At 71.1% G+C, this 24,259-nt stretch carries 22 protein-coding genes; 10 read left to right on the forward strand and 12 right to left on the reverse strand.

What is annotated here, in order from left to right; translation table 11 throughout:
• Positions 1 to 25: 25 nt before the first annotated feature.
• Positions 26 to 898: a glycosyltransferase family 2 protein gene (locus J2S57_RS02290; protein ID WP_307237726.1), complete on the reverse strand. Its 873-nt coding sequence runs from the start codon at positions 896 to 898 to the stop codon at positions 26 to 28.
• Positions 899 to 943: 45 nt separating this feature from the next.
• Here J2S57_RS02290 and J2S57_RS02295 point away from each other — a divergent pair, with 45 nt between their 5' ends.
• The 3 genes from J2S57_RS02295 (at position 944) to J2S57_RS35275 (ending at position 3,828) form a co-directional block, all read left to right on the forward strand.
• Positions 944 to 1,159, forward strand: a complete 216-nt coding sequence (locus J2S57_RS02295; RefSeq protein WP_307237728.1) for a hypothetical protein — start codon at positions 944 to 946, stop codon at positions 1,157 to 1,159.
• Positions 1,096 to 1,548, forward strand: coding sequence for a hypothetical protein (locus J2S57_RS02300; protein WP_307237729.1), 453 nt, complete (start codon positions 1,096 to 1,098; stop codon positions 1,546 to 1,548). The genes J2S57_RS02295 and J2S57_RS02300 overlap by 64 nt, the downstream gene beginning before the upstream one ends.
• Positions 1,549 to 3,492: 1,944 nt before the next feature.
• Positions 3,493 to 3,828 carry a hypothetical protein gene (locus J2S57_RS35275; protein ID WP_370882550.1) on the forward strand — a complete coding sequence of 112 codons (336 nt, stop codon included), beginning with the start codon at positions 3,493 to 3,495 and terminating at the stop codon, positions 3,826 to 3,828.
• A 141-nt stretch (positions 3,829 to 3,969) separates the two neighbouring features.
• On the opposite strand, the gene J2S57_RS02310 is transcribed toward J2S57_RS35275, so the two are convergent.
• Positions 3,970 to 5,850 carry a propionyl-CoA synthetase gene (locus tag J2S57_RS02310; RefSeq protein ID WP_307237733.1) on the reverse strand — a complete coding sequence of 627 codons (1,881 nt, stop codon included), beginning with the start codon at positions 5,848 to 5,850 and terminating at the stop codon, positions 3,970 to 3,972.
• Between the two features lie 50 nt (positions 5,851 to 5,900).
• Here J2S57_RS02310 and J2S57_RS02315 point away from each other — a divergent pair, with 50 nt between their 5' ends.
• Positions 5,901 to 6,299, forward strand: coding sequence for a TIGR03618 family F420-dependent PPOX class oxidoreductase (locus J2S57_RS02315; protein WP_307237735.1), 399 nt, complete (start codon positions 5,901 to 5,903; stop codon positions 6,297 to 6,299).
• Positions 6,300 to 6,422: 123 nt separating this feature from the next.
• Here the strand turns inward: J2S57_RS02315 and J2S57_RS02320 are convergent, their stop codons facing one another.
• Positions 6,423 to 7,595, reverse strand: coding sequence for an ROK family transcriptional regulator (locus J2S57_RS02320; RefSeq protein ID WP_307237737.1), 1,173 nt, complete (start codon positions 7,593 to 7,595; stop codon positions 6,423 to 6,425).
• Between the two features lie 268 nt (positions 7,596 to 7,863).
• Between J2S57_RS02320 and J2S57_RS02325 the strand changes: the two genes are divergently transcribed.
• From J2S57_RS02325 to J2S57_RS02345, 5 genes are all read left to right on the forward strand, one after another.
• Positions 7,864 to 8,910, forward strand: coding sequence for a substrate-binding domain-containing protein (locus tag J2S57_RS02325; protein ID WP_307237739.1), 1,047 nt, complete (start codon positions 7,864 to 7,866; stop codon positions 8,908 to 8,910).
• 173 nt (positions 8,911 to 9,083) lie between these two features.
• Positions 9,084 to 10,067 carry an ABC transporter permease gene (locus J2S57_RS02330; protein WP_307237741.1) on the forward strand — a complete coding sequence of 328 codons (984 nt, stop codon included), beginning with the start codon at positions 9,084 to 9,086 and terminating at the stop codon, positions 10,065 to 10,067.
• Positions 10,068 to 10,077: 10 nt separating this feature from the next.
• Complete coding sequence (locus J2S57_RS02335) at positions 10,078 to 10,839, forward strand: ATP-binding cassette domain-containing protein (protein WP_307237743.1); 762 nt, start codon at positions 10,078 to 10,080, stop codon at positions 10,837 to 10,839.
• Positions 10,840 to 10,867: 28 nt separating this feature from the next.
• Positions 10,868 to 11,731 carry a sugar phosphate isomerase/epimerase family protein gene (locus J2S57_RS02340; protein WP_307237745.1) on the forward strand — a complete coding sequence of 288 codons (864 nt, stop codon included), beginning with the start codon at positions 10,868 to 10,870 and terminating at the stop codon, positions 11,729 to 11,731.
• 62 nt (positions 11,732 to 11,793) lie between these two features.
• Positions 11,794 to 12,417 carry a nucleoside/nucleotide kinase family protein gene (locus J2S57_RS02345; protein ID WP_370882551.1) on the forward strand — a complete coding sequence of 208 codons (624 nt, stop codon included), beginning with the start codon at positions 11,794 to 11,796 and terminating at the stop codon, positions 12,415 to 12,417.
• Between the two features lie 87 nt (positions 12,418 to 12,504).
• Here the strand turns inward: J2S57_RS02345 and J2S57_RS02350 are convergent, their stop codons facing one another.
• From J2S57_RS02350 to J2S57_RS02385, 8 genes are all read right to left on the reverse strand, one after another.
• Positions 12,505 to 13,062 carry a DivIVA domain-containing protein gene (locus J2S57_RS02350; RefSeq protein WP_307237749.1) on the reverse strand — a complete coding sequence of 186 codons (558 nt, stop codon included), beginning with the start codon at positions 13,060 to 13,062 and terminating at the stop codon, positions 12,505 to 12,507.
• Between the two features lie 289 nt (positions 13,063 to 13,351).
• Positions 13,352 to 14,554, reverse strand: coding sequence for a 23S rRNA (adenine(2503)-C(2))-methyltransferase RlmN (gene rlmN, locus J2S57_RS02355; RefSeq protein ID WP_307237751.1), 1,203 nt, complete (start codon positions 14,552 to 14,554; stop codon positions 13,352 to 13,354).
• Between the two features lie 68 nt (positions 14,555 to 14,622).
• Positions 14,623 to 17,547 carry a phosphatidate cytidylyltransferase gene (locus J2S57_RS02360; RefSeq protein ID WP_307237754.1) on the reverse strand — a complete coding sequence of 975 codons (2,925 nt, stop codon included), beginning with the start codon at positions 17,545 to 17,547 and terminating at the stop codon, positions 14,623 to 14,625.
• On the reverse strand, positions 17,544 to 18,101 hold the full coding sequence (gene frr / locus J2S57_RS02365) for a ribosome recycling factor (RefSeq protein WP_307237756.1): 558 nt from the start codon (positions 18,099 to 18,101) through the stop codon (positions 17,544 to 17,546). Before frr ends, J2S57_RS02360 begins: the two co-directional genes overlap by 4 nt.
• A gap of 90 nt (positions 18,102 to 18,191) precedes the next feature.
• Positions 18,192 to 18,926 (reverse strand): UMP kinase, encoded by a 735-nt coding sequence (gene pyrH, locus J2S57_RS02370; protein WP_307237758.1) that lies wholly within the window; start codon positions 18,924 to 18,926, stop codon positions 18,192 to 18,194.
• A 195-nt stretch (positions 18,927 to 19,121) separates the two neighbouring features.
• A complete protein-coding gene (gene tsf, locus J2S57_RS02375; protein WP_307237760.1) occupies positions 19,122 to 19,949 on the reverse strand; it encodes a translation elongation factor Ts in 828 nt (275 codons plus the stop codon).
• 121 nt (positions 19,950 to 20,070) lie between these two features.
• Positions 20,071 to 21,009, reverse strand: coding sequence for a 30S ribosomal protein S2 (rpsB, locus tag J2S57_RS02380; RefSeq protein WP_307237762.1), 939 nt, complete (start codon positions 21,007 to 21,009; stop codon positions 20,071 to 20,073).
• A 341-nt stretch (positions 21,010 to 21,350) separates the two neighbouring features.
• Positions 21,351 to 22,151: a DUF6314 family protein gene (locus J2S57_RS02385; RefSeq protein ID WP_307237763.1), complete on the reverse strand. Its 801-nt coding sequence runs from the start codon at positions 22,149 to 22,151 to the stop codon at positions 21,351 to 21,353.
• A 102-nt stretch (positions 22,152 to 22,253) separates the two neighbouring features.
• Here J2S57_RS02385 and J2S57_RS02390 point away from each other — a divergent pair, with 102 nt between their 5' ends.
• Complete coding sequence (locus J2S57_RS02390) at positions 22,254 to 23,444, forward strand: pyridoxal phosphate-dependent aminotransferase (protein ID WP_307237765.1); 1,191 nt, start codon at positions 22,254 to 22,256, stop codon at positions 23,442 to 23,444.
• A gap of 25 nt (positions 23,445 to 23,469) precedes the next feature.
• On the opposite strand, the gene J2S57_RS02395 is transcribed toward J2S57_RS02390, so the two are convergent.
• Entirely contained in the window at positions 23,470 to 24,078 is a 609-nt protein-coding gene (locus J2S57_RS02395; RefSeq protein ID WP_307237767.1) for a M23 family metallopeptidase, read from the reverse strand.
• Positions 24,079 to 24,259: the final 181 nt, after the last annotated feature.

A 24,259-nucleotide genomic window follows, 5' to 3' on the forward strand; every position in this document is an offset into this window, starting at 1 on the left:
CACGTCCGCCATCGGCCTTCGACGATCAGAGGTAGAGCGTGCGGTGGCGGCGGCTGCCCTCGACGTGCCCGACCGCCATACCGAGCCTGGTGGCCAGACGTGACGGACCCCCCGGCAGCAGCACCCCCGTGAGCGCCCGCAGCACCCCCACCCAGCTGCCGACGACCGCACGCGGGCCACGCCGCCGCATCCCGAGCGGGCGGAACTTGCGGTACAGGAGCACTTCCCCGACGCCGTAACCGCGTTCCTGCTCGAAGATCTCCCTCGGGCCGAGGCGGTAGCGGTAGTGCACGACCGCTCCGGGCACGAACACCGGCTGCACCCCGATGCCGGCCAGCCGCCAGGACAGGTCCAGGTCGTGCTGCGTGGGGAGGGCCTCGTCGAAGCCCCCGATCCGCTCCAGGGGTTCGCGGCGGGCGCCCATCGTGGCCCCGACCACGGCCGGCCGGAACCCGCACAGCGTGTCGATGCGGTTGACCTGCAACGGTTCCCGGCGGTGGCGGACGTCGACGGGATTGAGGCGCACCACGTCCAGCTCTCCCCCGGCGAGACCGGCCGTGGCCAGCACCTCGCCCATGCGCTGCAGATAGCCCTCGGCGACGAGGTCGTCGCTGTCGACGAAGACGAGCGCCTCTCCGGTGGTGCTCGCGATCCCGTGGTTCAGGCCCGCGGCCTGGTGACCCGGGTTCGGTACCCGCAGCACCCGGTAGCTCACCTCGGCGAACCTCGCGGAGAACGCCTCGGCCACCTCGACGGTCGTGTCGGTGGACGCGTTGTCCACCACCACGACCTCCCACCAGCCGGCGTAGGTCTGGCTCACGATCGATTCGAGGGTCTCCTCGAGGGTGCGGGCACTGTTGCGGCAGGTCACGATGACGCTGAGGGTGGGGACGCTCACGGGGGAAGTGTTTCACCGTGAGCGGTGCGGCCCAGGCTGGGGAGCATGTCTGTGACCCGGCTGCTCGTGCTGCTGATCGAGGAGCCGGAGGAGCCCTCGGTCTCCGGCTCCGGTCCCGGTTCGTCGAAACGGCGCCTGGACCACCGGCTGACGGTGGACGGGGACGCCGAGTTCCAGCGTCTCGTGCGGGAGGCGCTGTGGGGGCTGCCCCCTACGAGCCGGACTGGATCAGCGCGGGCATCTCGTTCTGGTGGGTGCTGAGCCGCGACGAGGTGATCGCGGCCCTGGGCGCCCGCGGCAGCCTGCTCGAGGCGAGGCCGGCCGGTCTGCAGTTCGCCTCGGCCGGGTTCGACCCGAGCGCGGCGGGCACACCGGCGCACGTGGCCGAGATGTTCCCCTTCCAGGGCGCCATGCTGCGCGCCGAGGTGGAGGGGGTGCGGGCGGTGCGGTCGCGGGTGCGGGACGGGGAGTACGGGTTCGCCGGGGAGGACCCGGCGCGCATCCGGCCGGGCCGGCACCCGATGCGGCCCGCGGACGAGAACCCCGGCGGGAGAACGACGGCCGCCGCCGCGGGCTCGGCGGCCACCGTGGCGCTCGTGGCGGTCTCGCTCTGGTTCGGCGCGCGCACGTTCCGCCGGGAGTCCGCCTGATCGATCTTGATCATCACTTAAGGCCGGGCCCGGAGAACGGGCCCGGCCTTAACTTTGAATAGTGACCAATGATGTCTAAACGGACATACGGAATGACGCTTTCTTCATTTCGGGGCGATTCAAGGGGTTTACCCCGCATCGACATCACCCGAACGGGTGAGAAACGTGAATGCGTTCAATTGCCTGACCACCGGTCAGCCATCCACCCGGTCACGTCATCGAATTGTGACCGCCCCGACGGTGAACCGTCCCGGCGGGGCCGGTAAACAATCGCGGGGCGAACACAGAGCGACAATGCAGATCGTGACGTAGTCATTACCCAGCGATCGGATCGAGCCGCAATTCCCGAATTCCGTACCAGCCAGTCACCACCTCCGTACGCTGCGTAGTACGCGACTCTGGAACTCGCTTCTAGCACAGCTGAATGGCGAAAAGGTATTCACAGCGAGTTGCCGGACCCCCGCACGACGCATCACGCGATCATGACACTCCGTGATGGCCGCGAGGCTTATTGGGTGTTTACCCCCAACGTCCCCACAGTAATTGCCGGGCATTTCTGAATGCAGCTTCCCTGCCCTGACAACGTGTGTTTCCATGGTCGGACAGTGGGGAGGGCACAGCCGTTAGAGCCGCCAGCCCTCGATGACTGGAGACTCGATGAGCAATTCACAGCGGGGCTTCGCCGGCCTCCGCCAGCGCATGTCCCGCAACGAGCCGAAGCACGCCACCCCGGGCCACCCGGCGAGCGCGATCCCCGCGCCGACGCCGACCGACTCGGGTGAGATGCCGGTTCCGTTGCGGCCCGACGACATGCGCGACGGCGACCGCATCGACCTGAATGTCTCACCGGAAGACCAGGAACACCTCTTCGCGTTCGAGCCGGGTGCCCCGTTGCCGGCCCGCACCCGCCGCCCCAAGCCGCAGCAGCCGCCGGTCGCCCCGCCCGAGCCGCAGGCGCGTCCCGGCGTTCCGCCCGTCACGGGCGCCCAGTCGATCATCGCGTCCGCCACCGTGATCTCGTCGACGTCCGGCACCTACCTGGTGTCGTCGTCGCCGATCGCCGACGAGGCCCGCCGCCGTGAGGAAGCTCTCCGGGCCGAGGCCGCGCGCCGCAGCATGACCAGTGGTCAGGTCGGGCCGCCCACCGGCGAGCAGCACTACCGCGACGAACCGGCTTACCTCGACACCCGGGCATCGCACGCCCCGCAGTCGTCGTACGACCAGTCCTACGGCTACGGCGGGTACGACGGCACGGGCTACGGCACGCCGCCCACGGGGTCCCCGGCCCGGACCGGCTCGGCACAGACCGGTTCGGCGGCGCCGACCGGTTCGCCCGCCCCCACGGCCCACGCTCACCAGAACCCGGCCGACCAGAACCCGGCCGGCCAGTACCCGGGTCACCAGAACGCGGGTCACCAGAGCCATCCCCTGACTCCCCCGGCTCCCCAGTTCCGCCCGGCCCCGCCGCAGAACCAGCAGCCGCAGTACCCGGCGCAGCCCCCGGTCCAGCACCGGCAGCCGCAGCCCCCCGCCCAGCAGCCGGTGCAGCAGCCGGTCCAGCAAGCGGTGCAGCACTCGGTCCAGCACCCCGCGCCGACCGCTCCGCCGCGACCGCAGTCCCCGAACACCGAGCCCATCGACCTCCGCCAGCTCCAGGTCCAGGCGGCCCCGGTGCGCCCGGCCGGTCACGACGCGCCCGACACCATGCGTCGCCGAACCGACCGATCGGCGGATTGGTATCCGGACCGTCCTGCCGAAGGACAAGCAGAGAGTCATCTCGGCAGCCGGCCCCACGACCCGGCGGGCACCCCCGTCCGCCGCCCCCTTGGTTCCGGTCCGAGCGACCGGCCCGGAACCGCCCTGCAACTCCGCTCCCCTCACCCCAGCCTTCACGGCCGGAAGGAAGACAACGTGACGAACATCGACATCGTCCTCAAGGAAGCCATGCAGATCGACGGCGCCGTCGGCGTCGCGCTGGTGGACTACACGAGTGGCATGACGCTCGGCCAGGCCGGTGGCGGGACCCTGAACCTCGAGGTGGCCGCGGCGGGCAACACCGAGGTCGTCCGGTCGAAGCTGCGCACGATGGAGGCCCTGGGGCTGCGGGAGGGCATCGAGGACATCCTGATCACCCTCGACACCCAGTACCACCTGATCCGCCTGATCACCGACCAGTCCGGCATCGGCCTGTTCCTGTACCTCGCGCTCGACAAGCACCGCTCGAACCTGGCCCTGGCCCGCCGCAAGCTGGCGAACCTGGAGCGCACCATCGAGATCTGAGGGCGTACCCCCGCCCCGAGGGCGCTCGAGGCCCGGGCACAGCCCCAGACTGTGCGCAGCATCCGGTTCGACGGTTCCCTGAACATCACGCTCGACTGAGAAGGCCCCGGGTTCCCCCGGGGCCTTCTTCGTGCGAAAGCCCTACGAGCGCAAGGTGGGCGTGAGCGCGTCCAGCACCGACGCGTCCTCGATCGTGCTCGGAACCGTGAACGGCACCCCGTCGGCGATCTCCCGCATGGTGCGCCGCAGGATCTTTCCCGAGCGCGTCTTCGGGAGCGCGGCCACCACGTCCACCCGCCGCAGGGAGGCGACCGCACCGATCTCGGTGCGCACCAGCGTCACCAATTCGGTTTCCAGCTGGGCGACCGGCGTCTCGACGCCCGCCTTGAGCACCACGAAACCCCTTGGCTGCTGCCCCTTCAGCTCGTCGTGCACCCCGATCACCGCGCACTCGGCCACCGCCGGGTGCCCCGCGAGCACGGCCTCCATCGAACCGGTGGACAGCCGGTGCCCGGCCACGTTGATCACGTCGTCGGTGCGGCCCATGACGAACACGTAGCCGTCCTCGTCCTTGAAACCGCCGTCGCCGGAGAGGTACCAGCCCGGGAAGGCGGACAGGTATGACGCGACGAAACGCTCGTCGTCCTGCCACAACGTGGGCAGCGTGCCCGGCGGGAGCGGCAGGCGGATGCAGATCGCGCCCTCCTCGGCGGGCCCGAGCGGCTGACCGGAGGGATCGAGCACCTGCACGTCATAGCCCGGGACCGGCACCGTGGGCGAACCGGCCTTGAGCGGAAGCGGTTCCAGGCCCACCGGATTCGCGCAGATCGGCCAGCCGGTCTCGGTCTGCCACCAGTTGTCGACGACCGGGACACCCAGCGTCGACGACGCCCACGCCCAGGTATCGGGATCGAGGCGCTCCCCGGCCAGGAACAGCGTGCGCAGGCTGCTGATGTCCCGGCCCTCGAGCAGTTCCGCCGAGGGATCCGCGCGGCGGATCGCCCGGAACGCGGTCGGCGCGGTGAACACCACGTTGACCTTGTGCTCCTCGACCACCCGCCAGAACGCGCCCGCGTCCGGGGTTCCCACCGGCTTGCCCTCGTAGAGCACGGTGGTGGCGCCGGCCAGCAGCGGCGCGTAGACGATGTACGAGTGCCCGACCACCCAGCCCACGTCGCTGGCGGTGAACATGACGTCGCCCGGCCCGATGCCGAAGATGTTCTGCATCGACCAGCCCAGCGCCACCGCGTGCCCGCCGTTGTCCCGCACGATGCCCTTGGGCCGTCCGGTGGTGCCCGAGGTGTAGAGGATGTAGAGCGGGTCGGTCGCCTCCACCGTCACGCAGCCGGCGGGCGGCACCGCGTTGGGCGTCATGATGGTGCGCCACTCCACGTCTTTCGGCCCGAGCTCGGCCACCGCCTGCGGACGCTGCAGCACCACGACGGTCTCCGGCTCGTGCTCGGCGCGGCGCAGGGCCTCGTCGAGCAGCGGTTTGTACTCCACCACCCGGGTCGGCTCGAGGCCGCAGCTGGCCGCCACCACGACCTTCGGTCTGGCGTCGTCGATGCGCACCGCCAGCTCGGCCGGGGCGAAACCGCCGAAGACCACCGAGTGCACGGCGCCGATGCGGGCGCAGGCCAGCATCGCGACCACGGCCTCGGGCACCATCGGCATGTAGATGAGCACGGTGTCGCCCTTGCCCACACCGCAGGCCTCCAGCCCACCGGCGAAACGGGCCACCAGGTCGAGGAGTTCGGCGTAGCTGTAGGTGCGCTTCGTGCCGGTGACCGGGGAGTCGTAGATGAGGGCGGCCTGCTCGGCGCGCCCGGCGATGATGTGCCGGTCGAGCGCGTTGTAGCAGGTGTTCAGCCGGGCGCCGGGGTACCAGCGGTACAGCGGCGGATTCGTGTCGTCGAGGATCTGCTTCGGCCTGCGGATCCAGTTGACGCTCCGCGCGGCATCACCCCAGAACGCGGCCGGATCGTCCAGGCTCCTGCGGTACTCGCCGGCGTAACTCGTCATCTGCGTGCTCCCTCATCGTGCACCCGTGGCACTCGTGGCACCCTGGCCCGGTGTCCTTCGACCCTGCAGATCTTCCCGCGACCGCCGGCCCGCTGCTGACCGACCGGCATCTGGCCACCCTCACCACGTTGCGGGCGGACGGCAGTCCGCACGTCGTGCCCGTCGGTTTCACCTGGGACGCCGATGCTCGTCTGGTGCGGGTGATCTGTTCCGGCACCAGTGTCAAGGCTCGCAATGCCGCCCGGGGTGGGCGAGCGGCCGTGTCGGTGGTCGACGGGCGTTTCTGGCTCACCTTCGAGGGGCCCGCGCACGTGCTCGAGGACGCGCCGGCGGTGCGGGAGGGCGAGCGGCGGTACGCGGAGCGGTACCGGGAACCCCGCGAGAACCCGCAGCGGGTGGTCGTGGTCATCGCCGTGGACCGGGTGCTGGGGAACCTGCCGGTGGAGTGACGTGGGTGGGCCGCGGCCGGGGCCGGGGCGCGAGGTGGCTCCGGGGCGCACCCACCGGCGGGCGTGATCACCCCCGCATGATGCGGGGAGCGGGGTTGCGGGAGGGTTGCGGCCGCTCGTGGCTCACGCGGCGTCGAGGATCAGGCGCTCCACGGCGTCGGGGGCGAAGATCGCGTCGGCCACCGACAGGGCCAGGCCGATCGGGCCGGCGCTGTTGTCGAGCGAGCTGCGCACGATCTGCAGGCGGGTGGTGGCCAGGGGCAGGGAGCGCCGGTAGACCATCTCGCGGATCCCGGCGAAGAGCTGCCCCTCGACCCGGGCGAGCTGGCCGCCGATCACCACGACGCGCGGGTTGAACAGGCTCACCGCCCCGGCGATCGACGCCCCCAGGATGCGGCCCGCCCGGCGGGTGATCTGCACGGCCACCGGGTCGCCGGCCAGGGCCAGCTCGATCGCCGCGTCGACGCTGGACACGTCGCGGCCCGCCGCCTGCAGGTCACGCATGAGAGCCCAGCCGCCGACGTACGCCTCGACGCAGCCGGTGTTGCCGCAGCGGCACAGCGGCTGGTCGTCGTCGTCCGGGCGGCTCAGCTGGGAGTGCCCGATGTCGCCGGCCGCACCGTCGGCCCCGCGGTAGATCTGGCCGCCGACCACCACACCGGCACCGATACCGGTGCCCAGCTTGAGCATGAGCATGTGGCTGGTCGTCGGGTAGTTACGGCGGTACTCGCCGAAGGCCATCGCGTTGACGTCCTTGTCGACCAGCACCGGGCAGTCGTAGTGGGACGCGAACCAGCCGCGGATGTCGTAACCGTCCCAGCCGGTCATGATCGGCGGGTTCACCACGGCGCCGCGGGCGAAGTCGACCGGGCCGGGCACCGACATCCCGATGCCGTGCACCTCCTGCGGAGTGTGGCCGGCCTCGGCGAGCAGACGGGTGAAATGCTCACCGACGACACCGATGATGCGCTCCGGGCCCTCGGTGATGTCGATGCGCTGCTCGCTCTCCGAGGCGATCACCCCGTTCAGGTCGCACACGGCCGCACGCATCCCGGTCGCGCCCAGGTCGGCCACCAGCAGCACCCCGCGGGCGGCGTTGAAGCCGAAGCGGGTGGCGGGCCGGCCCCGCGTGGGGCTGTCCTCTCCTGCGGGGACGATCAGGCGCGCCTGCAGCAGCTGGTCGAGCCGCTGGTTCACGGTGGTCCGGGACAACCCGGTGCGGGTCATCACCTCGGACCGGGTGAGGGCCGCGCCGTCACGCAACAGGGCGAGGATCTCGCCGACGCCGCTGCTCACTCCTCCGGACGCAGCAGGACCTGCGCCGTCCGGGTGCAGTGGGGACGCGGTGGGGACCTGGGGGGCGGCACTCATCGCAACATCTCCGGGGGGACAAGCGAGTCAACGCTGAGCTCGCGGACTTCGAACACCGACCCATCCTATTTCTGTCTAGCCGGTTTGCAAAAGTCTCCCCCTTAACGATTGACAGCCTGGCACAAGGAAGCGTGTAATCGACCAGACCGTTGGCGGTACGAAGCCGTACCCCGTTCGTAAAGGAGGCTCCAACGTGGGAGCCAGCACCTCGATCCGACGCATCGCCACCCTCGGCGTGACCATGTCCGTCGCAGCGGCCGCCCTCGCGGCCTGCGGTAGTTCCTCCTCGGGCTCCGGCTCGGCCGGCTCCGGCGACTCCGCCGAGCCCGCCAAGGTCGCCGCCGTCATCAAGGGCCTCGACAACCCCTTCTTCCAGACCATGGAGGACGGCATCAAGGCCGGGGCGAGCACCGCGGGCATCGACCCGACGATCCAGGCCGCGAACTCGATCACCGACACCACCGGCCAGGCCGACAAGCTGACCGCCCTCGCCGGGCAGGACTTCAGCTGCTACATCGTCAACCCGATCACCGGCACCAACCTGGTGCAGGGCCTGGCGAAGCTGGCCGCGGCGAAGAAGACGATCGTGAACATCGACTCCCCCGTCGAGGAGGAGGCGGCCAAGGCCGCGAGCGCCACCCCGGCGACCTACATCGGCACCGACAACGTCGCGGCCGGCAAGCTCGGCGGCGAGGAGATGGTCAAGCAGATCACCTCCGGAAACGTGGCCGTGATCGGCGGCACCTCCGGCGACGTGACCAGCGGCAAGCGGGTCGAGGGCTTCAAGTCCGGCCTGACCGCCGACGTGAAGGTCGTGCAGGAGGTCTCCGCCGACTGGAACCGCGAGAAGGCCCTGACCCAGGCCACCACCGTGCTGCGGGCCCACCCCGACCTGAAGGGCTTCTACGTCGCGAACGACGACATGGCCCTGGGTGTGGTGCGGGCCGTGGAGAACGCGAAGCTCACCGACCAGGTCAAGGTCATCGGCACCGACGGCGTCGAGGAGGCCCTGAAGTCGGTGCAGTCCGGGGGCCTGACCGCCACCGTCGCCCAGTACCCCTACACCATCGGTGAGATGGGCGTCGAGGCCTGCGCCGCCGCCGCGGCCGGCAAGACCCTCCCGGCCACGGTCAACGCCCCGGTCGAGCTGGTCACCAAGGCCGACGCCGACAAGGCCCTGGCCGCCACCCCGAAGCCGTTCGGCGACTACGAAGACCCGATCGCCGACCTGCTGAAGTAACCCCGGATCGCGGGGGACGGCGGACCTTCTCACCCTCCGTCCCCCGCCCCGGCAGCCGATCCGCGGAAGACGTGGGCGACCCCCACGTCCGCCATTCACCGCACGTGACCGCTACCCGTGCGTCCCCCCACGACACCCGAAAACCCGTGCCATCCGGCTCGAAAGGTTCACCGATGACCGCGACCGCCATCGACGCGCCGCCCGCCCCGCCGGCGCCCGCGCGTAGTCAGCGACTGAAAGACCCCGCGTTCTGGGCCGACTGGGCCGCGCTCGTCGGCCTGATCGGCCTGACGATCGTGTTCCAGGCCCTCAACTCGACCTTCCTCAGCTACGGCAACGTCCAGTCGATCCTGGTGGCCGCGGCCATCCTGGTCATCCTCTCGATCGGCCAGACCTTCACCATCGCCACCGGCGGCATCGACCTGAGCGTGGCCTCGGTGATGACGTTCGCCGCCTGTGCCTTCGGCTGGGCCTTCACCCAGGGCTGGGCCCTGCCCCTGTGCATGGTGATCGCGGTCGTCGCCGGTCTGGCGTTCGGCGCGGTCAACGGCGTGCTGATCGCGAAGGGCAAGATCCCCGACTTCGTCGTCACCCTGGGCACGCTGAGCGCCGCCTCCGGCCTGGCGCTGATCCTGTCCGACGGCAAGCCCACCACCGTGATCAGCCCCTTCCTGCTGAAGTTCTCGACCCAGGGACTGGGCCTGTTTGGCTGGACGTTCATCCTGGCGATCGGGATCGCCGTCGTGACCCACGTGGTGCTCTTCAACACCCGGTTCGGCACCCACGTGCTGGCCGCCGGTGGCTCGGCCGAGGCCGCGACCGCCACGGGTATCAGCACGGCCCGCATCAAGATCGCGGTCTACACCATCTCCGGTGTGCTGGCCGGGCTGAGCGGCATCCTGCTGGTGGCCCGTATCGGCGCCTCCTCCCCCGCCGCCGACACCACGATGACCCTGAACACCGTCGCCGCCGTGGTGCTCGGTGGGGTCAGCCTGCTCGGCGGCCGCGCCACCATCGTCGGCCCGGTACTCGGCGCCCTGGTGCTCACGGTGCTGGTCAACGGCCTCACGCTGGTCGGCGTCTCGCAGTTCTACCAGCCGCTCGCGGTCGGCATCGTCGTGGTGCTCGCCGCCCTCCTGATGCGCTTCCAGAAGTGAGGACCCCGTCGTGACCACCCCCACCGTGACCAAGGACCTGGTCTCGATCGAGGACATCTCGATCTCCTTCGGCAGCGTGCGCGCCCTGCGCAACGTCTCCCTCACCCTGCAGCCCGGTGAGATCACCGCGCTGGTCGGCGACAACGGCGCCGGCAAGTCGACGCTGGTGCGGTGCCTGAGCGGCATCCACCGCCCGGACTCCGGCACGATCCGCTTCGACGGCGAGCAGACCCACTTCTCCACGCCGGAGGACGCCCGCAACGCCGGCATCGAGACCGTGCACCAGAACCTGGCGCTGGTCGAGGACCTCACCGTCTGGCAGAACCTGTTCCTGAACCGCGAGATCGTGCGCGGCGTCGGGCCGCTGGCCATCCTCGACAAGCGCGCCATGAAGCGCGAGGCGCAGCGCATGGTCTCGACGCTGGCGGTGAACGTCCCCAGCGTCACCTCCACCGTGCGGCGTCTGTCGGGCGGTCAGCGCCAGGCCGTGTCCATCTGCCGCGCAGCCGGTTTCAGTTCGAAGCTGGTCATCATGGACGAGCCCACGGCCGCCCTGGGGGTGCAGGAGACCGAGCGCGTCGAGAAGCTCATCCTCAAGCTCCGCGACGACGGCCACGCCGTGCTGCTGATCAGCCACAACTTCGCGCAGGTCATGCGGCTGGCCGACCAGGTGTGGGTGATGCGCTCGGGCCAGTGCGTGGCCGGGCGGCGCATCGTCGACACCACCGGCGAGGAGATCGTCGCCCTCATCACCGGCGCCAAGGCGTCCTGACCTTCTTTTCATCGTAAGGAGATTCACCATGAACGCCCTGGGTGTGCACGCACTGGTCTGGGTCGGCTCCACCACTCCCGCCGAGGTCGAGCAGGCGGTCGCCAAGACCAAGGCCGCCGGCTACGACCTGCTCGAGTTCTCCCTGCACGACGGCCTGACCATGGACGTCGCCCACGCCCGCGGGGTGCTCGACGCGGCCGGCCTGCAGGTCGCGTGCTCGCGCGGTCTGGCCCCCGACGCCGACGTGTCCAGCGAGGACCCGGCCGTGGTGGCCCGCGGCGCCGACCTGCTGAGCAAGTCGCTCGAGATCACCGCCGGCCTGGGCGGCAAGATGTTCGCCGGGGCGCTCTACAGCGCGTTCGGCAAGGCCTCTCAGCCCCTGTCCGCCAAGGGCCGGGCCAACGTCGTGGGGGTCCTGCAGGACCTGGCCAAGCAGGCCGCGGCCGACGACATCACGCTGATGCTCGAGATCTGCAACCGCTACGAGACCAACGTCATCAACACCGCGCACGACGCGCTGCTGCTGGCCGACGACATCGGCGCGGACAACGTGAAGATCCACCTCGACACGTACCACATGAACATCGAGGAGGCCGACATGGTGCGGCCCGTGCGCGAGGTCGGCGACCGGCTCGGCTACGTGCACATCGGCGAGAACCACCGGGGCTACCTGGGCAGCGGGCACATCGACTTCAACGCCTTCTTCCACGCCCTGGCCGACATCGACTACACCGGCCCGATCACGTTCGAGTCGTTCTCCTCGGCCGTCGTCGCGCCCGGCCTGTCGAACGACCTGGCGATCTGGCGCAACCTCTGGTCGGACGGCGAGGACCTGGCCAAGCACGCCCACGCGTACCTGACCAACGGGCTGTCCGCGGCTCGTCACCCGTGAGCGGCGCGCCCGTGCCCGCACAGAACACCGCGGCAGGGCATGATTCCCTGGTGCGACCGACGATGGACGAACTCGCGACCCGTGTCCTGAAGCTCGCCGCGGGGCGCATGGGCGACAGAGTGATCGTCGGGATCGCCGGGGTTCCCGGGGCCGGCAAGACCACGCTCGCCGAGAAGCTCACCGCGGTGCTGGTCGACCGGATCGGGGCCGACCAGGTGGCGCACGTGCCGATGGACGGTTTCCACCTGGCCGACGTCACGCTCGACCGGCTCGGCTCACGGCAGCGCAAGGGGGCGCCGGACACGTTCGACGCCCTGGGCTACGCGGCCCTGCTGAAGCGGCTGCGTGAGAGCGGGGACCTGGTCTACGCGCCGGGTTTCGAGCGCACGCTGGAGCAGCCGATCGCCGGGGCCATCGCGGTGCTGCCGAGCGCGCGTGTGGTGGTCACGGAGGGGAACTACCTGCTGCTCGGCGGCGACTGGGACCGGGCCAAGGAGCAGCTCGACGAGGTCTGGTACTGCCACACCCCCGAGGAGCTGCGCATGGAGCGGCTGCTGGCGCGGCACGTGCGGTTCGGCAAGACGCCGGAGTTCGCGTCGGCCTGGATCGAGCAGACCGACCAGCCCAACGCGCGCGTCATCGAGGCCAGCCGGGAGCGGGCCGACCTGATCGTCGAGATGGACTGATCCCGGCCCTGGTTCTCTGAACCCGAAGCCGATGGGGGACGCGCCGGAAGACTCGAGTCTCCCGGCGCGTCTCCCGTTTCTGGGCTTCTAGACCGTCTGGACGACCAGGAGCTCGACGACGCGGTCGAGGAAGGCGTCGACCGAGGCCTCGCGGTAGCCCCGCGAGCCGCGACGGCTCTTGAAGACCGCCAAGCGCACCGCGTCGGGCGGGAGGGGCTGGCCCATCGCGAACGACTCCTCGATGCGGATGCAGAGGTCGTCGACCGCGTCGATGTCGTAGGTGAGCTCCATGCCGCTGCCGCGGGGGAACCGCTCACCGTCGGGACGACCCAGCTGGGCCCGCAGCGACTGCTCCTGGGTGCGCAGCTGCGTCTGCCAGGCCTGGCTGCCGCTGCGCTCCTCACCCCGCTGCTTCTCGCGGCGGGCGAAGGCGTCTTCGATGCGGTCGAGGGCGGCGTCGACCGCATCGACGTCGTACCCGCCGCGGACCAGGTCGAAGCCGACCGTGCGGACGTGCCACGACGTCATCGCGGGACCGCGGCCGTTCTCCTCGTAGGCGGCCCGGGCGCGGCCGAGGAACGACTCGACCTGGTCGACGTCGTAGCCCTTGGAGACGCGGCCGGCGCGCGGAAAGGTGTCGCTCACGGCTCACATTCTGCACCCGCCGACGGGAAGTTGGTGTGCTGGTCCGTAGATGGAACGCGTGAAATTTGCGGCACGTAACCAGTTGTGATGCGCCCGTGACTTTTTGAGGCTGGTGTGATTCGCGTCGGTGCGTGTCCGGTGCCCCTTCGCGTCCGGGGCGATCGGGGCGGGCGCTGGTCGATCGGGGCGGGTGCTGGTCGATCGGAGCGGGCGCTGGTCGATCACGCGGAAACTCCCCGACGTCCGCAGACGCCGGGGAGTTTCCTGTCCGTGCTTCTGGACCGTGCTTCTAGACCGTGGCGGCCAGCTGCCCGCAGGCGCCGTCGATCTCCTGGCCCCGGGTGTCGCGCACCGTGGTGGGCACGCCGCGCTCGCGCAGCGCGTTCACGAAGGCGTTCTGGGCGCGGCGGGTGCTCGCGGTCCACTTCGAACCGGGCGTCGGGTTCAGCGGGATCGGGTTGACGTGCACCCAGCCCTTGCCCCGCTTGTTCAGCTCGCGGCCCAGCAGGTCGCCGCGCCACTCGTGGTCGTTGATGTCCTTGATCAGGGCGTACTCGATGCTGACGCGGCGGCCGGTGGCGTCGAAGTAGCGGCGGGCGGCGTCGAGGGTCTCGCCGACCTTCCAGCGGGTGTTGATCGGCACCAGTTCGTCGCGCAGCTCGTCGTCGGGGGCGTGCAGGCTCAGCGCCAGCGTGACCGGGATGCCCTCGGCCGCGAGCTTGTCGATGGCCGGCACCAGGCCGACCGTCGACATCGTGATGCCGCGCGCGGACATGCCCAGGCCCTCGGGGGCCGGGTCGACCAGGCGGCGGATCGCGGCGACGGCCGACTTGTAGTTGGCCAGGGCCTCGCCCATGCCCATGAAGACGACGTTGGTGACGCGGCCGGCCTGACCCTCCGCCGACTCCTCGGCCTCCTCGCCCAGGGGCACGCCCTCCGTGCTCTTGCCCAGGGGCACGGCCGTGCGCATGTACCGGGCGGCGGTGCGGACCTGCTCGACGATCTCGGCCGTGGACAGGTTGCGGGTGAGCCCGGCCTGCCCGGTGGCGCAGAACGGGCAGTTCATGCCGCAACCGGCCTGGCTGGAGACACACACCGTGGCCCGGTCGGGGTAGCGCATGAGCACGCTCTCGACCAGGGCGCCGTCGAACAGCTTCCAGACCGTCTTGACGGTGGCGCCGTCGTCGCAGACCAGCTCGCGCACCGGCTTGATCAGCGTCGGGAGCAGCGCGTCGAGCATCGGCTGACGGGACGCGCCCGGCAGGTCGGTGAGCTCGGCGGCGTCCATCTGGGCCAGGCGCTCGAAGTAGTGCACCGACAGCTGACGGCCCCGGAACGGCTTCTCCCCCAGCTCCTTGACCGCCGCCATGCGCTCGGCCAGCGTGAGGTCGGCCAGGTGCCGCGGCGGCTTGCCCCGGCGGGGGGCCACCATCAGCAGCTTGCCGGGCTCGGGCGCGGTCGGCTTCGGCTCGGGCAGGTTCTCGGAGGTCATCTTGGCGCTTTCTGGGTTTGCTAGAGCAGGCTGTGCTCCGGATGCTCCGGAGCAGGAAGGCAGGGCTCTCAGAGCAGGAAATGCAGGAGCAGGTAGACCACGGGGGCCGTGGGGAGCAACGAGTCCATGCGGTCCATGATTCCGCCGTGGCCGGGGAGCAGGTTGCCCATGTCCTTGATGCCCAGGTCGCGCTTGAGCAGGGACTCGGACAGGTCGCCGCCGGTCGCGGTGAACACGGCCGCCGCCCCGACGATCGCGCCCACCCAGGGCTGACCGTCGAGCAGGAACACCGTGGCCGCCGTTCCCGCCACCAGGCAGGTGATCAGCGAGCCGGCGAAACCCTCCCAGGACTTCTTCGGGCTGATCTTCGGGGCCATCGGGTGCTTGCCGAACAGCACCCCCGCCACGTAACCACCGATGTCGCTGGCCGCGGTGACGATGATGAAGGTGACCACCCGTTCGGGCCCCTGGTCGGCCGCGAGCATGAGGATCGCGAACCCGGCCAGCAACGGCACGTACGCCGCCACGAACAGACCGGCCGTGACGTCTCGCATGGCCCCGTCGATGCCCTCGACTATTCGCCAGAGCAGGATGCCGAACGCCGTCAGCAGATAACTGACGAGCAGCCCCTCCGGGCCCGCGACGTAGGCCGAGACCAGCATGCCGAGCGCACCGACGGCGACCGGGATGACCGGCACCACGATCTGCTTGGCCGCCAGGGCCCCGGACAGCTCCCAGACCGAGAGCACGACCACGAACGACGCCAGGGCGACGAACGCCTCCGGCCGCACGAACAGCGACACCAGGGCGAGAGCCGCCAGCCCGACGCCGACCCCGATGGCCGCGGGTAGGTTGCGCCCCGCGCGGCCGTGGTCCTTGGCCGCCACGGCGACGATTGTCGCATCCGGCTCGGGCGGGTTATCCATGTTGCGCAGGGCCGCCCGGGCCTGCTCGTGTCCGGTGGGGTCGTTGTGCATCGAGCGGTCGCCTCGTTCGGATCTGTCGCCGCGCTCGCCACGCTCGGCCCGTCGTTGCCGGACGGGGCGGGTGCGCTCGTCCTCCTCGTGTTCCGGTGCGGGGAACGCGTCGTCGTACTGGTCGTGCTCGTCGCGGTTGCCGTAGCCGACGCGCTTGTCGTCGTAGTCGTCGCGCCGGCCGTAGCCGTCGTTGTGCTCGTCGCGCCGGCCGTGGCCGTCGGGGCGGTCGTAGCCGTCGCGGTCGTCGTAGCCGTCGCGCGCGGCGGTGGGGCGGCGGCCCGGCGGGGCGGGGAACGGGGAGGAGTCGCGCGTCTCGCGGGCGTTGCGGGGTTCGCGGGAGTCACTGAGGACGCGGGGGTCCCGGGACCCCGGGGCGACGCGCGGGTCGCGGGGGTCACGGGAGTCGTGGCGGTCCGGGGACGCGTGCACGTCGCCGGTGTCCGGGGTGCGGCGGCCGCGGCCGAAGGGGCTGCGGCGTCCTTCGGCCGGGGTCGCGGGGGTGCTGCCGGGTTCCGGGAACGCGTCGGGCCGGCCGAGCAGTCCCCCGGACGCGCTGGGGAACGGGTCGGCCTCCTCACGCCCACGACCGAACGCACCCCGCCGGGCCTTGGCCGGATCGGGGAAGCCGTCGTCCGGCACCCCCTCGGCGGGAGTACCCGCGACCGGACCGGAGTCACCTCGGCCGCGGCCGAACACGCCTCGCCGGGCCTTCGCGGGGTCCGGGAAACCGTCATCGGGCATGCCCTCGGCCGGCGTACCCGACACCGAGCCCGAGTCACCTCGACCGAACGCGCTGCGACGAGCCTTCGCGGGATCCGGGAAACCGTCGTCCGGCACACCCTCGGCCGGCGTGCCCGGGATCGGCCCCGAGTCACCCCGGCCACGCCCGAACGCGCCACGCCGAGCTTTCGCCGGGTCGGGGAACGCCTCGGCCGGTGTACCCGGCGCCGGGCCGGAACCGCCGCGGCCGAACCGGCCCCGGGGCTGCGGGCCGCTGTCGGCGCCTCGGGGATCAGTACCTCGCGGATCGGTACCTCGGGCATCAGTGCCTCGGGAACTGGTGCCGCGTGGGTCGGTGCCTCGGCCGTCCCTTCCCGTTCCGCGTTCGGCGCCCCGGCGGCCGGCCGGGGTCGAGGGGTCGGGGAAAGGTGAGGCGTCACGGCCGGATCGGCCGCCGGCCGCGGGTTCGTCGTCGGTCAGCGCCAGGGGTTCCGGGAAGTCGTCCACCTCGGGACGTCCGCGTCCGAACAGACCCCGACCACCCGTGGGAGGGCCGGACGGATCCGGTGTGCGACGGCCACGACCGAAGGCGCCCCGGCGGGCGCCCGCGCCGGGCGTCTGAGGACCCGCGAAGGTTCCCCGCTCCGGACCGCCACGGCCCGGCTGGGAGGTGCGTGCGTCGTCCGCGAAAGGGTCGGGTCCGGGGAAGGGATCCGCCTCGCCCCGCCCGCGACCGAAGAGGCCGCGACCGCCCGTGGGCGGCCCGGACGGATCCGCGCCGCGCCGACCGGACGGGAAAGGCCCGGTGTCGCGGGGGTTCTCGTGGTCGTCGGCGGGTGCCTCGCGGTACGGGTTCACCGGGATGCTGCCCGACTGGGTGGCGCGCTGAGGCAGGCCCGGGTGCGACGTGCCGCGCGCAGGCGCGGGCCGCGCGGAACCCCGGGGAGCATCCGCACCGCCGGAACCGCCGGAGCGGTCGAGGAACTGGTCGAACGACGACGTCGACGGGCCGTTGGAACGGATGCCGTGACCACGGTCGCGCCCGAAGGCACGCCCGGAGGCACCACCGCGGGCCAGACGGTTACCGCCCAGACCTCCACTTCCCGGACGCCGACCGCCGAGACCACCGGAGTCGTTCTGCTCCTCGCCCGGCCCCTCCGCCGGCCAGGCGTCGTTCTCACCGGTTCCGTCAGCGGCCTCTTCGGGCCACGCGTCCCTGGACGCCGGACCGCGTGCGGCCCGGCGTCCCCGGCGGGACGAGGAATCGGACGGACCAGAACCTCCGGCCACGCTCATACCTCGAGAAGCTCGGTCTCCTTGTGCCGGAGCAGCTCGTCGATGGAGTCCACGTGGGACTTGGTCGACTGCTCCAGCTCCTTCTCGGCGCGGGCACCCTCGTCCTCGCCGATCTCACCGTCTTTCACCGCGCGGTCGAGCGTTTCCTTGGCCTTGCGGCGCACACTGCGGATCGACACGCGGCCGTCTTCCGCCTTGGTGCGGGCGAGCTTGATGTACTCCTTGCGGCGCTCCTCCGTGAGCACCGGCAGCACCACGCGGATGATCTTGCCGTCGTTGCTCGGGTTGACGCCGAGGTTGGACGAGCGCAGCGCCTTCTCGATGTCGGTCAGGGCGCTCGCGTCGTACGGCTGGATCAGGATCTGCCGGGCCTCGGGCACCGTGAAGGAAGCCAGCTGCTGCAGCGGGGTCGGGGCGCCGTAGTACTCGACCGTGATCTTGTTGAACATGGCCGGGTTCGCGCGCCCCGTGCGGATGTTGCTGAAGTCTTCCTTGGCGACCTCGACCGCCTTGTCCATCTTCTCCTCGGCCTCGAGGAGGGTCTCGTCGATCACTGTCGCTCCTTCATCGCTACCTGTCGGCCGGGCGACCCGGACCGGATGTGCCGTGAAATCTTGCTAGGAACCGCCCCGAATCCGGCCGGATCAGCCGGAGGTGACGAGCGTCCCGATTCTCTCACCCCGCACGGCGGCCGCGATGTTCCCTTCGCCCTCCATGCCGAAGACGATCATGGGGAGCTTGTTGTCCATGCACAGGCTGAAAGCGGTGGCGTCGACCACCTTGAGCTGGCGGGTCAGCGCGTCGGTGTACGAGACCTCGTCGAGCTTGCTCGCCGTCGGGTCTTTGCGGGGGTCGGCGGTGTACACGCCGTCCACCCCGTTCTTGCTCATCAGCACCGCGTGCGCCTTGATCTCGAGGGCGCGCTGGGCCGCGGCCGTGTCGGTCGAGAAGTACGGCGCGCCCAGACCGGCCCCGAAGATCACCACTCGGTTCTTCTCCAGGTGACGGATGGCCTTGCGCGGGATGTACGGCTCCGCGACCTGGCCCATCGTGATCGCCGTCTGCACCCGGGTGTCGATGCCCGCCTTCTCCAGGAAGTCCTGCAGCGCCAGGCAGTTCAGCACCGTGCCGAGCATGCCCATGTAGTCGGCGCGGCCGCGGTCCATGCCGCGCTGCGAGAGCTCGGCGCCACGCAGGAAGTTGCCACCACCGATGACGATGGCGATCTGGATGCCCTCCTTCGCGACCCCGGCGATCTGCTCGGCCAGGTGCGCCACCACGTCCGGATCGACGCCCAGCTGGCCGTTGCCGAACACCTCACCGGAGAGCTTCAGCAGCACCCGGCGCTGGGGCTTGACGGAATGCGAAGAGTCGGACATCCAGCGGTACCTCCTGGTTCGTGGCGCCCGGCGGACGGGCGTCCGGGGGCAGTCTGCCGTATCGCACGGCCGACAGAGAAAAAGCCGGTGAGAGGCTGGTCTGCCTCTCACCGGCTTGTCACCGGACGCTGTCCCGCAGTTGCGGGGAGCGACCGGGTGGTACTACCGGCTGTATCGATCAGCAGCCGGTATCGATCAGACGCCCACCCGGAAGCGGTAGAAGCCGACGGCGGTGATGCCGGCGCCGTCGAGCACCTTCTGCACGGTGGTGCCCTGGTCCTTGGCGAACTTCTGCTCGACGAGCACGTTCTCCTTGAAGAACCCGGTCACGCGGCCTTCGACGATCTTCGGCAGCGCGCCCTCGGGCTTGCCCTCCTCGCGGGCCGTGGCCTCGGCGATGCGGCGCTCGTTCTCCACCACGTCGGCCGGGACCTCGTCGCGCGAGAGGTACAGCGGGGGCAGCGCGGCGATGTGGAGGGCGATGTCGCGCACGACGTCGCTCTCACCGCTGGCGCCGAAGAGCACGCCCACCTGCGGCGGCAGGTCGGGGCTGGTGCGGTGCAGGTAGGAGGCCACGAACGGGGCCTCGAGACGGGCCACGGCGCGCAGCTCGATCTTCTCGCCGATCGACGCGTTGGCGTCGTCGAGGAGCGCCTGCACGGTGCGGCCGTCGGCCACCTCGCTCTTCAGCAGGCTGTCGACGTCGGCGGCCTTGACGGCCACGGCCTGGTCGAGCACCTGCTGGAGGACGACCTGGAACTTGTCGCCCTTGGAGACGAAGTCGGTCTCGCAGTCGAGCTCGACGAGCGTGCCCACGCCGGCCTCGGTGTACGCCGCGACGGCGCCCTGGGACGCGGTGCGCGACTCGCGCTTGGCCACACCCTTCTGGCCCTTGACGCGGAGGTACTCCATCGCCTTGTCGTAGTCGCCGTCGCTCTCGACGAGAGCGTTCTTGCAGTCCAGCATTCCGGCGCCGGTCTGCTCGCGCAGCTTCTTGACGTCGGCGGCGGTGTAGTTCGCCATTGCTCTGACTCCTGTTTTGGTGAGGAGGTCGTCAGTTCGGTCGGATCAGGCGTCGGGCGCGCCGCCGGTGGGCGGCGCGCCCGGTACCTGGCTCACGAGCTCGTCAGAGCCCGGGTGGAGCTCAGTTCGAGGCGGTCTCGGCGGCCTCGGCAGCCGGAGCCTCGGCCGCGGGGGCCTCGGTGCTCTCGGCGGCGGGCGCCTCGGTGGCCTCGGCAGCCGGGGCCTCGGCCGCGGGGGCCTCGGTCGACTCGGCGGCGGGGGTGCCCTCGGCCTGACCGGCCAGCAGCTCGCGCTCCCACTCGGGCAGCGGCTCGGCGGCGGCGGCCGGGGTGCCCTCGGTCGCGGCGGCGGCGGTGTTCTGGCCACCACCGTGGCGGCTCATGAGACCGTCGGCGACGGCGTCGGCCACGACCCGGGTGAGCAGGGTGACGGAGCGGATCGCGTCGTCGTTGCCCGGGATCTTGTAGTCGACCTCGTCGGGGTCACAGTTGGTGTCGAGGATCGCGACGATCGGGATGCCGAGCTTACGGGCCTCGTCGACGGCCAGGTGCTCCTTCTTGGTGTCCACGATCCAGACCGCGCTCGGGACGCGGGCCATGTCGCGGATACCGCCGAGGGTGCGCTCCAGCTTGTCCTTCTCGCGGCGCAGGACGAGGAGTTCCTTCTTCGTCATGCCGCTCTTGGCCACGTCCTCGAAGTCGATGACCTCGAGCTCCTTGAGGCGCTGGAGCCGCTTGTGGACCGTCTGGAAGTTGGTGAGCATGCCGCCCAGCCAGCGCTGGTTCACGTAGGGCATGCCGACGCGCGTCGCCTGCTCGGCGATGGGCTCCTGGGCCTGCTTCTTCGTGCCGACGAAGAGGATGCTGCCGCCGTGGGCGACGGTCTCCTTGACGAACTCGTAGGCGCTGTCGATGAACGACAGCGACTGCTGCAGGTCGATGATGTAGATGCCGTTGCGCTCGGTGAGGATGAAGCGCTTCATCTTCGGGTTCCAGCGACGGGTCTGGTGCCCGAAGTGCACACCGCTGCCGAGCAGCTGGCGCATCGTGACGACTGCCATGGATCAATCTCCTAGGCGCGCACCACCGGTGGGTGGGCGCAGTTCTCTCGGTTGGTTCACGGCTCCGGGTGGTGCCGTGCCTGGTGCCCGCGACGTTCCGGACCTTCCGCCGGCTGATCAGGCAGCCGTCAGGGACAGGACCGAGCGGAACGCCGGCCCACCTTGCGGCGGGCCTGAATGCGGACACGCGAAGTCGACCGACTCGCGCCGGTCGCGTGGGCAGTCTACCCGCACTCCGGGGTGCGGGATGACGACGGTCTGGGAACCCCGCGGAGCGCGGAGGCATTCCCGTTGATTCGCGGGGCTTTTGCCAGGTTCGGGTGGGCACCGGGTGCTCCTGCTCAAGGGTGGACGTCGTGGTCGCCGTGGTCGTCCGGGTCGCGCCGGTACCGGGTGACGATTCGGTAGTCCTTGGTGGGGCCGTCGACCTTCATGTCGACCAGGAGTTCGGGCTGGTTGGTGGGCCCGGGTTCGGTGCTGGGTTCGGTGCTGGGTTCGGTGCTGGGTTCGGTGCTGGGGCCGGTGCTGGGGCCGGTGCTGGGGCCGGTGCTGGGGCCGGTGCTGGGGCCGGTGCTGGGGCCGGTGCTGGGGCCGGTGCTGGGTTCGGTGCTGGGTTCGGTGCTGGGTTCGGTGCGGGGGCTGGGGCCGGTGCGGGGGCTGGGGTCGGTGCTGGGGTCGGTCGGGCGGGCCGCGCGGGGCTCGACGTCGTGGAGGCGGTAGGTGCCGCGGTACTGGTCGGCGACGCAGTCGTGGATGTCCTGGGCGGTGTAGACGACCGGGCGGGACGAGGTGGTGGCGTGAACGGGCGGGGTGGGCTCGGGCAGGGTTGGCTCGGGCGAGCTGACGGGGGCTGCCGGTTCCGGGGCGGTCTCGGGCTCGAAAGTGAGCAGGTGCATGGTGGTGCCGTTGGCGAGCAGCACCCGGATCAGGTCGTCTTCGAGGACGTACTCGTACTCACGGAACGCCGGGCCGACGTGTCCCGAGGGCAGGTGGAGCTCGACGTCCTCGCGGTAGTGGAGGCGGCCGGGGGCCATGGGGGTGAAGCGCGCCGTGCCGGTGGCCGTGCCCAGGTCCGGATGGATCACCCGGGTCAGCGTCCAGGTTCCGGTCAGCGTCTGGAAGACCCGCTCGGCGACGTTCACGGGTTCATTTTCCATCCCCGCGCTTGGTGGGTGCGGCGACCGGGGCACTGCGACGTGGTCGGGGCCGGGCCGGCGGGCGGGCCGCTGATCTAGGGTTCCGGCATGGTGAACGGTGCGTGGCGACGGGTCGCGAAGGCGGCGGGGCTGCTCGACGGGGCCGGGGTGCCCGCGCCCACGATCTTCGCCCGGATGAGCGAACTGGCCACCCGCACCGGGGCGATCAACCTGGGGCAGGGGTTTCCGGACACCGACGGGCCCTCGGCCGTGCTCGAGGCCGCCGTGGCGGCGATTCGCGGTGGGGCCAACCAGTACCCGCCCGGGCGGGGCATCGCTCCCCTGCGCCGGGCGGTCGCCGAGCACCAGCGCCACTGGTACGGCCTCGACCCGGACCCGGACACCGAAGTACTCGTCACCGCCGGCGCCACCGAGGCGCTGACCGCCAGCATCATCGCGCTGACCGAGCCCGGCGACGAGGTGGTGGTGCTGGAGCCGATCTACGACTCGTACTCCGCCGCGATCGAGATGGCCGGGGCGGTGCGCCGCACGGTGAAGCTGGAGTGGCCCGAATACCGGCTCACCGCCGAGGCTCTCGCCCGCGCCGTGACCGACCGCACCCGGCTCATCCTGCTCAACACCCCGCACAACCCGACCGGTCGGGTGCTCGACCGGAGCGAGCTCGACCTGGTGGCCGGGGCCGCCCGCGACCACGACCTGATCGTGCTCGCCGACGAGGTCTACGAGCACCTGGCCTTCGCCCCGCACCAGCACGTGCCGATCGCGACGCTGCCCGGGATGGCCGACCGAACGGTGACGATCTCCTCGGCGGGCAAGACGTTCTCGGTGACCGGCTGGAAGATCGGCTGGCTGCACGCGCGGCCCGAGCTGGTCGACGCGATCACCGCCGTCAAGCAGTTCCTCACCTACGTGAACGGCAGCCCGTTCCAGCCCGCCGTCGCCGCCGGACTGGCTCTGCCCGACGAGCAGTTCCGGGCCTTCGGTGAGGATCTGCGCGGCCGCAGCACCATGCTCACCGACGGGCTGGCCGCCGCCGGGTTCGACGTACGCCCCAGCGACGGAACCTATTTCGTGATCGCCGACGCCACTCCCCTGGGCTACCGGGACGGCGCGGCCCTGTGCGACGACCTGCCCCGCCTCGCCGGAGTGGTGGGTGTGCCGGTGCAGGCGTTCGCCGAGGATCCGTCGCAGCCCTCGCCCCTGGTGCGCTTCGCCTGCTGCAAGCGCCCGGACGTGATCGCGGAGGCGGCCGAACGCCTGGCGGGCATGCGGCGCTGACCCGGCCGCCGGGTGCGGCCCCGATTCACGCCGCCGCACGGAACTTCCCCGGATGCGCGACGGACTTCGACGACCCGCCGCCCTGGTTCACGCTCAGCGCCGCGCCGGGTGCGGTCACCGGATCCAGGGGCAGGAGGATCGCCGGCCCCCGGCTCAGGCCGAGCAGTTCGAGCGGGTCGACGTAGGTGCCCTCCCGGCGCACACCCCAGTGCAGGCAGACTCCCGGCAGACAGTGGCTGCCAGGGCCCGCGCCGAGCAGATCGCCCAGCACCGCTCCGGCCGCGACCGGCTCACCGCGCCGCACCCGGGTGCGCACCGGCTCGAAACTGCTCACCAGCCCGCCGCCGTGGTCGATGCTGACCACCGGCGTGCCCGCCACCACCCCGGCGAAGCTCACCGTGCCACCGGCCGGAGCGATCACCGGCTGGTTCACCGCGGCCCCGAGATCGACGCCGCGATGACCGGGCGACCAGGGGTGCGGGCCGACCGCGAAACCCCGAACCAGGGCGGGCCGGGGTTGCAGCGGCCACTCCCAGCTCGACACCGGGGCCGGAGGCGGAGCCTCGACGGGGGCAGCGGCGGCCGGCGAAAAGGTCAGCAGCGCACCGAGAATCAGGATCAGGGTCGTCGTCACCGCACCAGGTTGCCGTCAGCCGCGGCGGCCCGGCCCTCCGAGCCGGCGGGCTGTGGAAAACCAGCCACTCGTGCCGTCCTGTGGACAGCTCGTGGCGACCGCCGCGTCCACCGTCACCGGAGGGCAAAACGCCGGGCGGCGCATCGGGTGACCGATGCGCCGCCCCGGGCTGACCGTTGAG

Source organism: Kineosporia succinea (assembly GCF_030811555.1).
Taxonomy (GTDB): Bacteria; Actinomycetota; Actinomycetes; order Actinomycetales; family Kineosporiaceae; genus Kineosporia; species Kineosporia succinea.

Coding starts and splice junctions, on each gene's coding strand:
- J2S57_RS02295 (WP_307237728.1), top strand. CDS start 944: ATGTCTGTGACCCGGCTGCTCGTGCTGCTGATCGAGGAGCCGGAGGAG.
- J2S57_RS35275 (WP_370882550.1), top strand. CDS start 3,493: ATGCAGATCGACGGCGCCGTCGGCGTCGCGCTGGTGGACTACACGAGT.
- J2S57_RS02310 (WP_307237733.1), bottom strand. CDS start 5,850: ATGACGAGTTACGCCGGCGAGTACCGCAGGAGCCTGGACGATCCGGCC.
- J2S57_RS02330 (WP_307237741.1), top strand. CDS start 9,084: ATGACCGCGACCGCCATCGACGCGCCGCCCGCCCCGCCGGCGCCCGCG.
- J2S57_RS02340 (WP_307237745.1), top strand. CDS start 10,868: ATGAACGCCCTGGGTGTGCACGCACTGGTCTGGGTCGGCTCCACCACT.
- J2S57_RS02345 (WP_370882551.1), top strand. CDS start 11,794: ATGGACGAACTCGCGACCCGTGTCCTGAAGCTCGCCGCGGGGCGCATG.
- rlmN (WP_307237751.1), bottom strand. CDS start 14,554: ATGACCTCCGAGAACCTGCCCGAGCCGAAGCCGACCGCGCCCGAGCCC.
- J2S57_RS02360 (WP_307237754.1), bottom strand. CDS start 17,547: ATGAGCGTGGCCGGAGGTTCTGGTCCGTCCGATTCCTCGTCCCGCCGG.
- pyrH (WP_307237758.1), bottom strand. CDS start 18,926: ATGTCCGACTCTTCGCATTCCGTCAAGCCCCAGCGCCGGGTGCTGCTG.
- tsf (WP_307237760.1), bottom strand. CDS start 19,949: ATGGCGAACTACACCGCCGCCGACGTCAAGAAGCTGCGCGAGCAGACC.
- rpsB (WP_307237762.1), bottom strand. CDS start 21,009: ATGGCAGTCGTCACGATGCGCCAGCTGCTCGGCAGCGGTGTGCACTTC.
- J2S57_RS02390 (WP_307237765.1), top strand. CDS start 22,254: ATGGTGAACGGTGCGTGGCGACGGGTCGCGAAGGCGGCGGGGCTGCTC.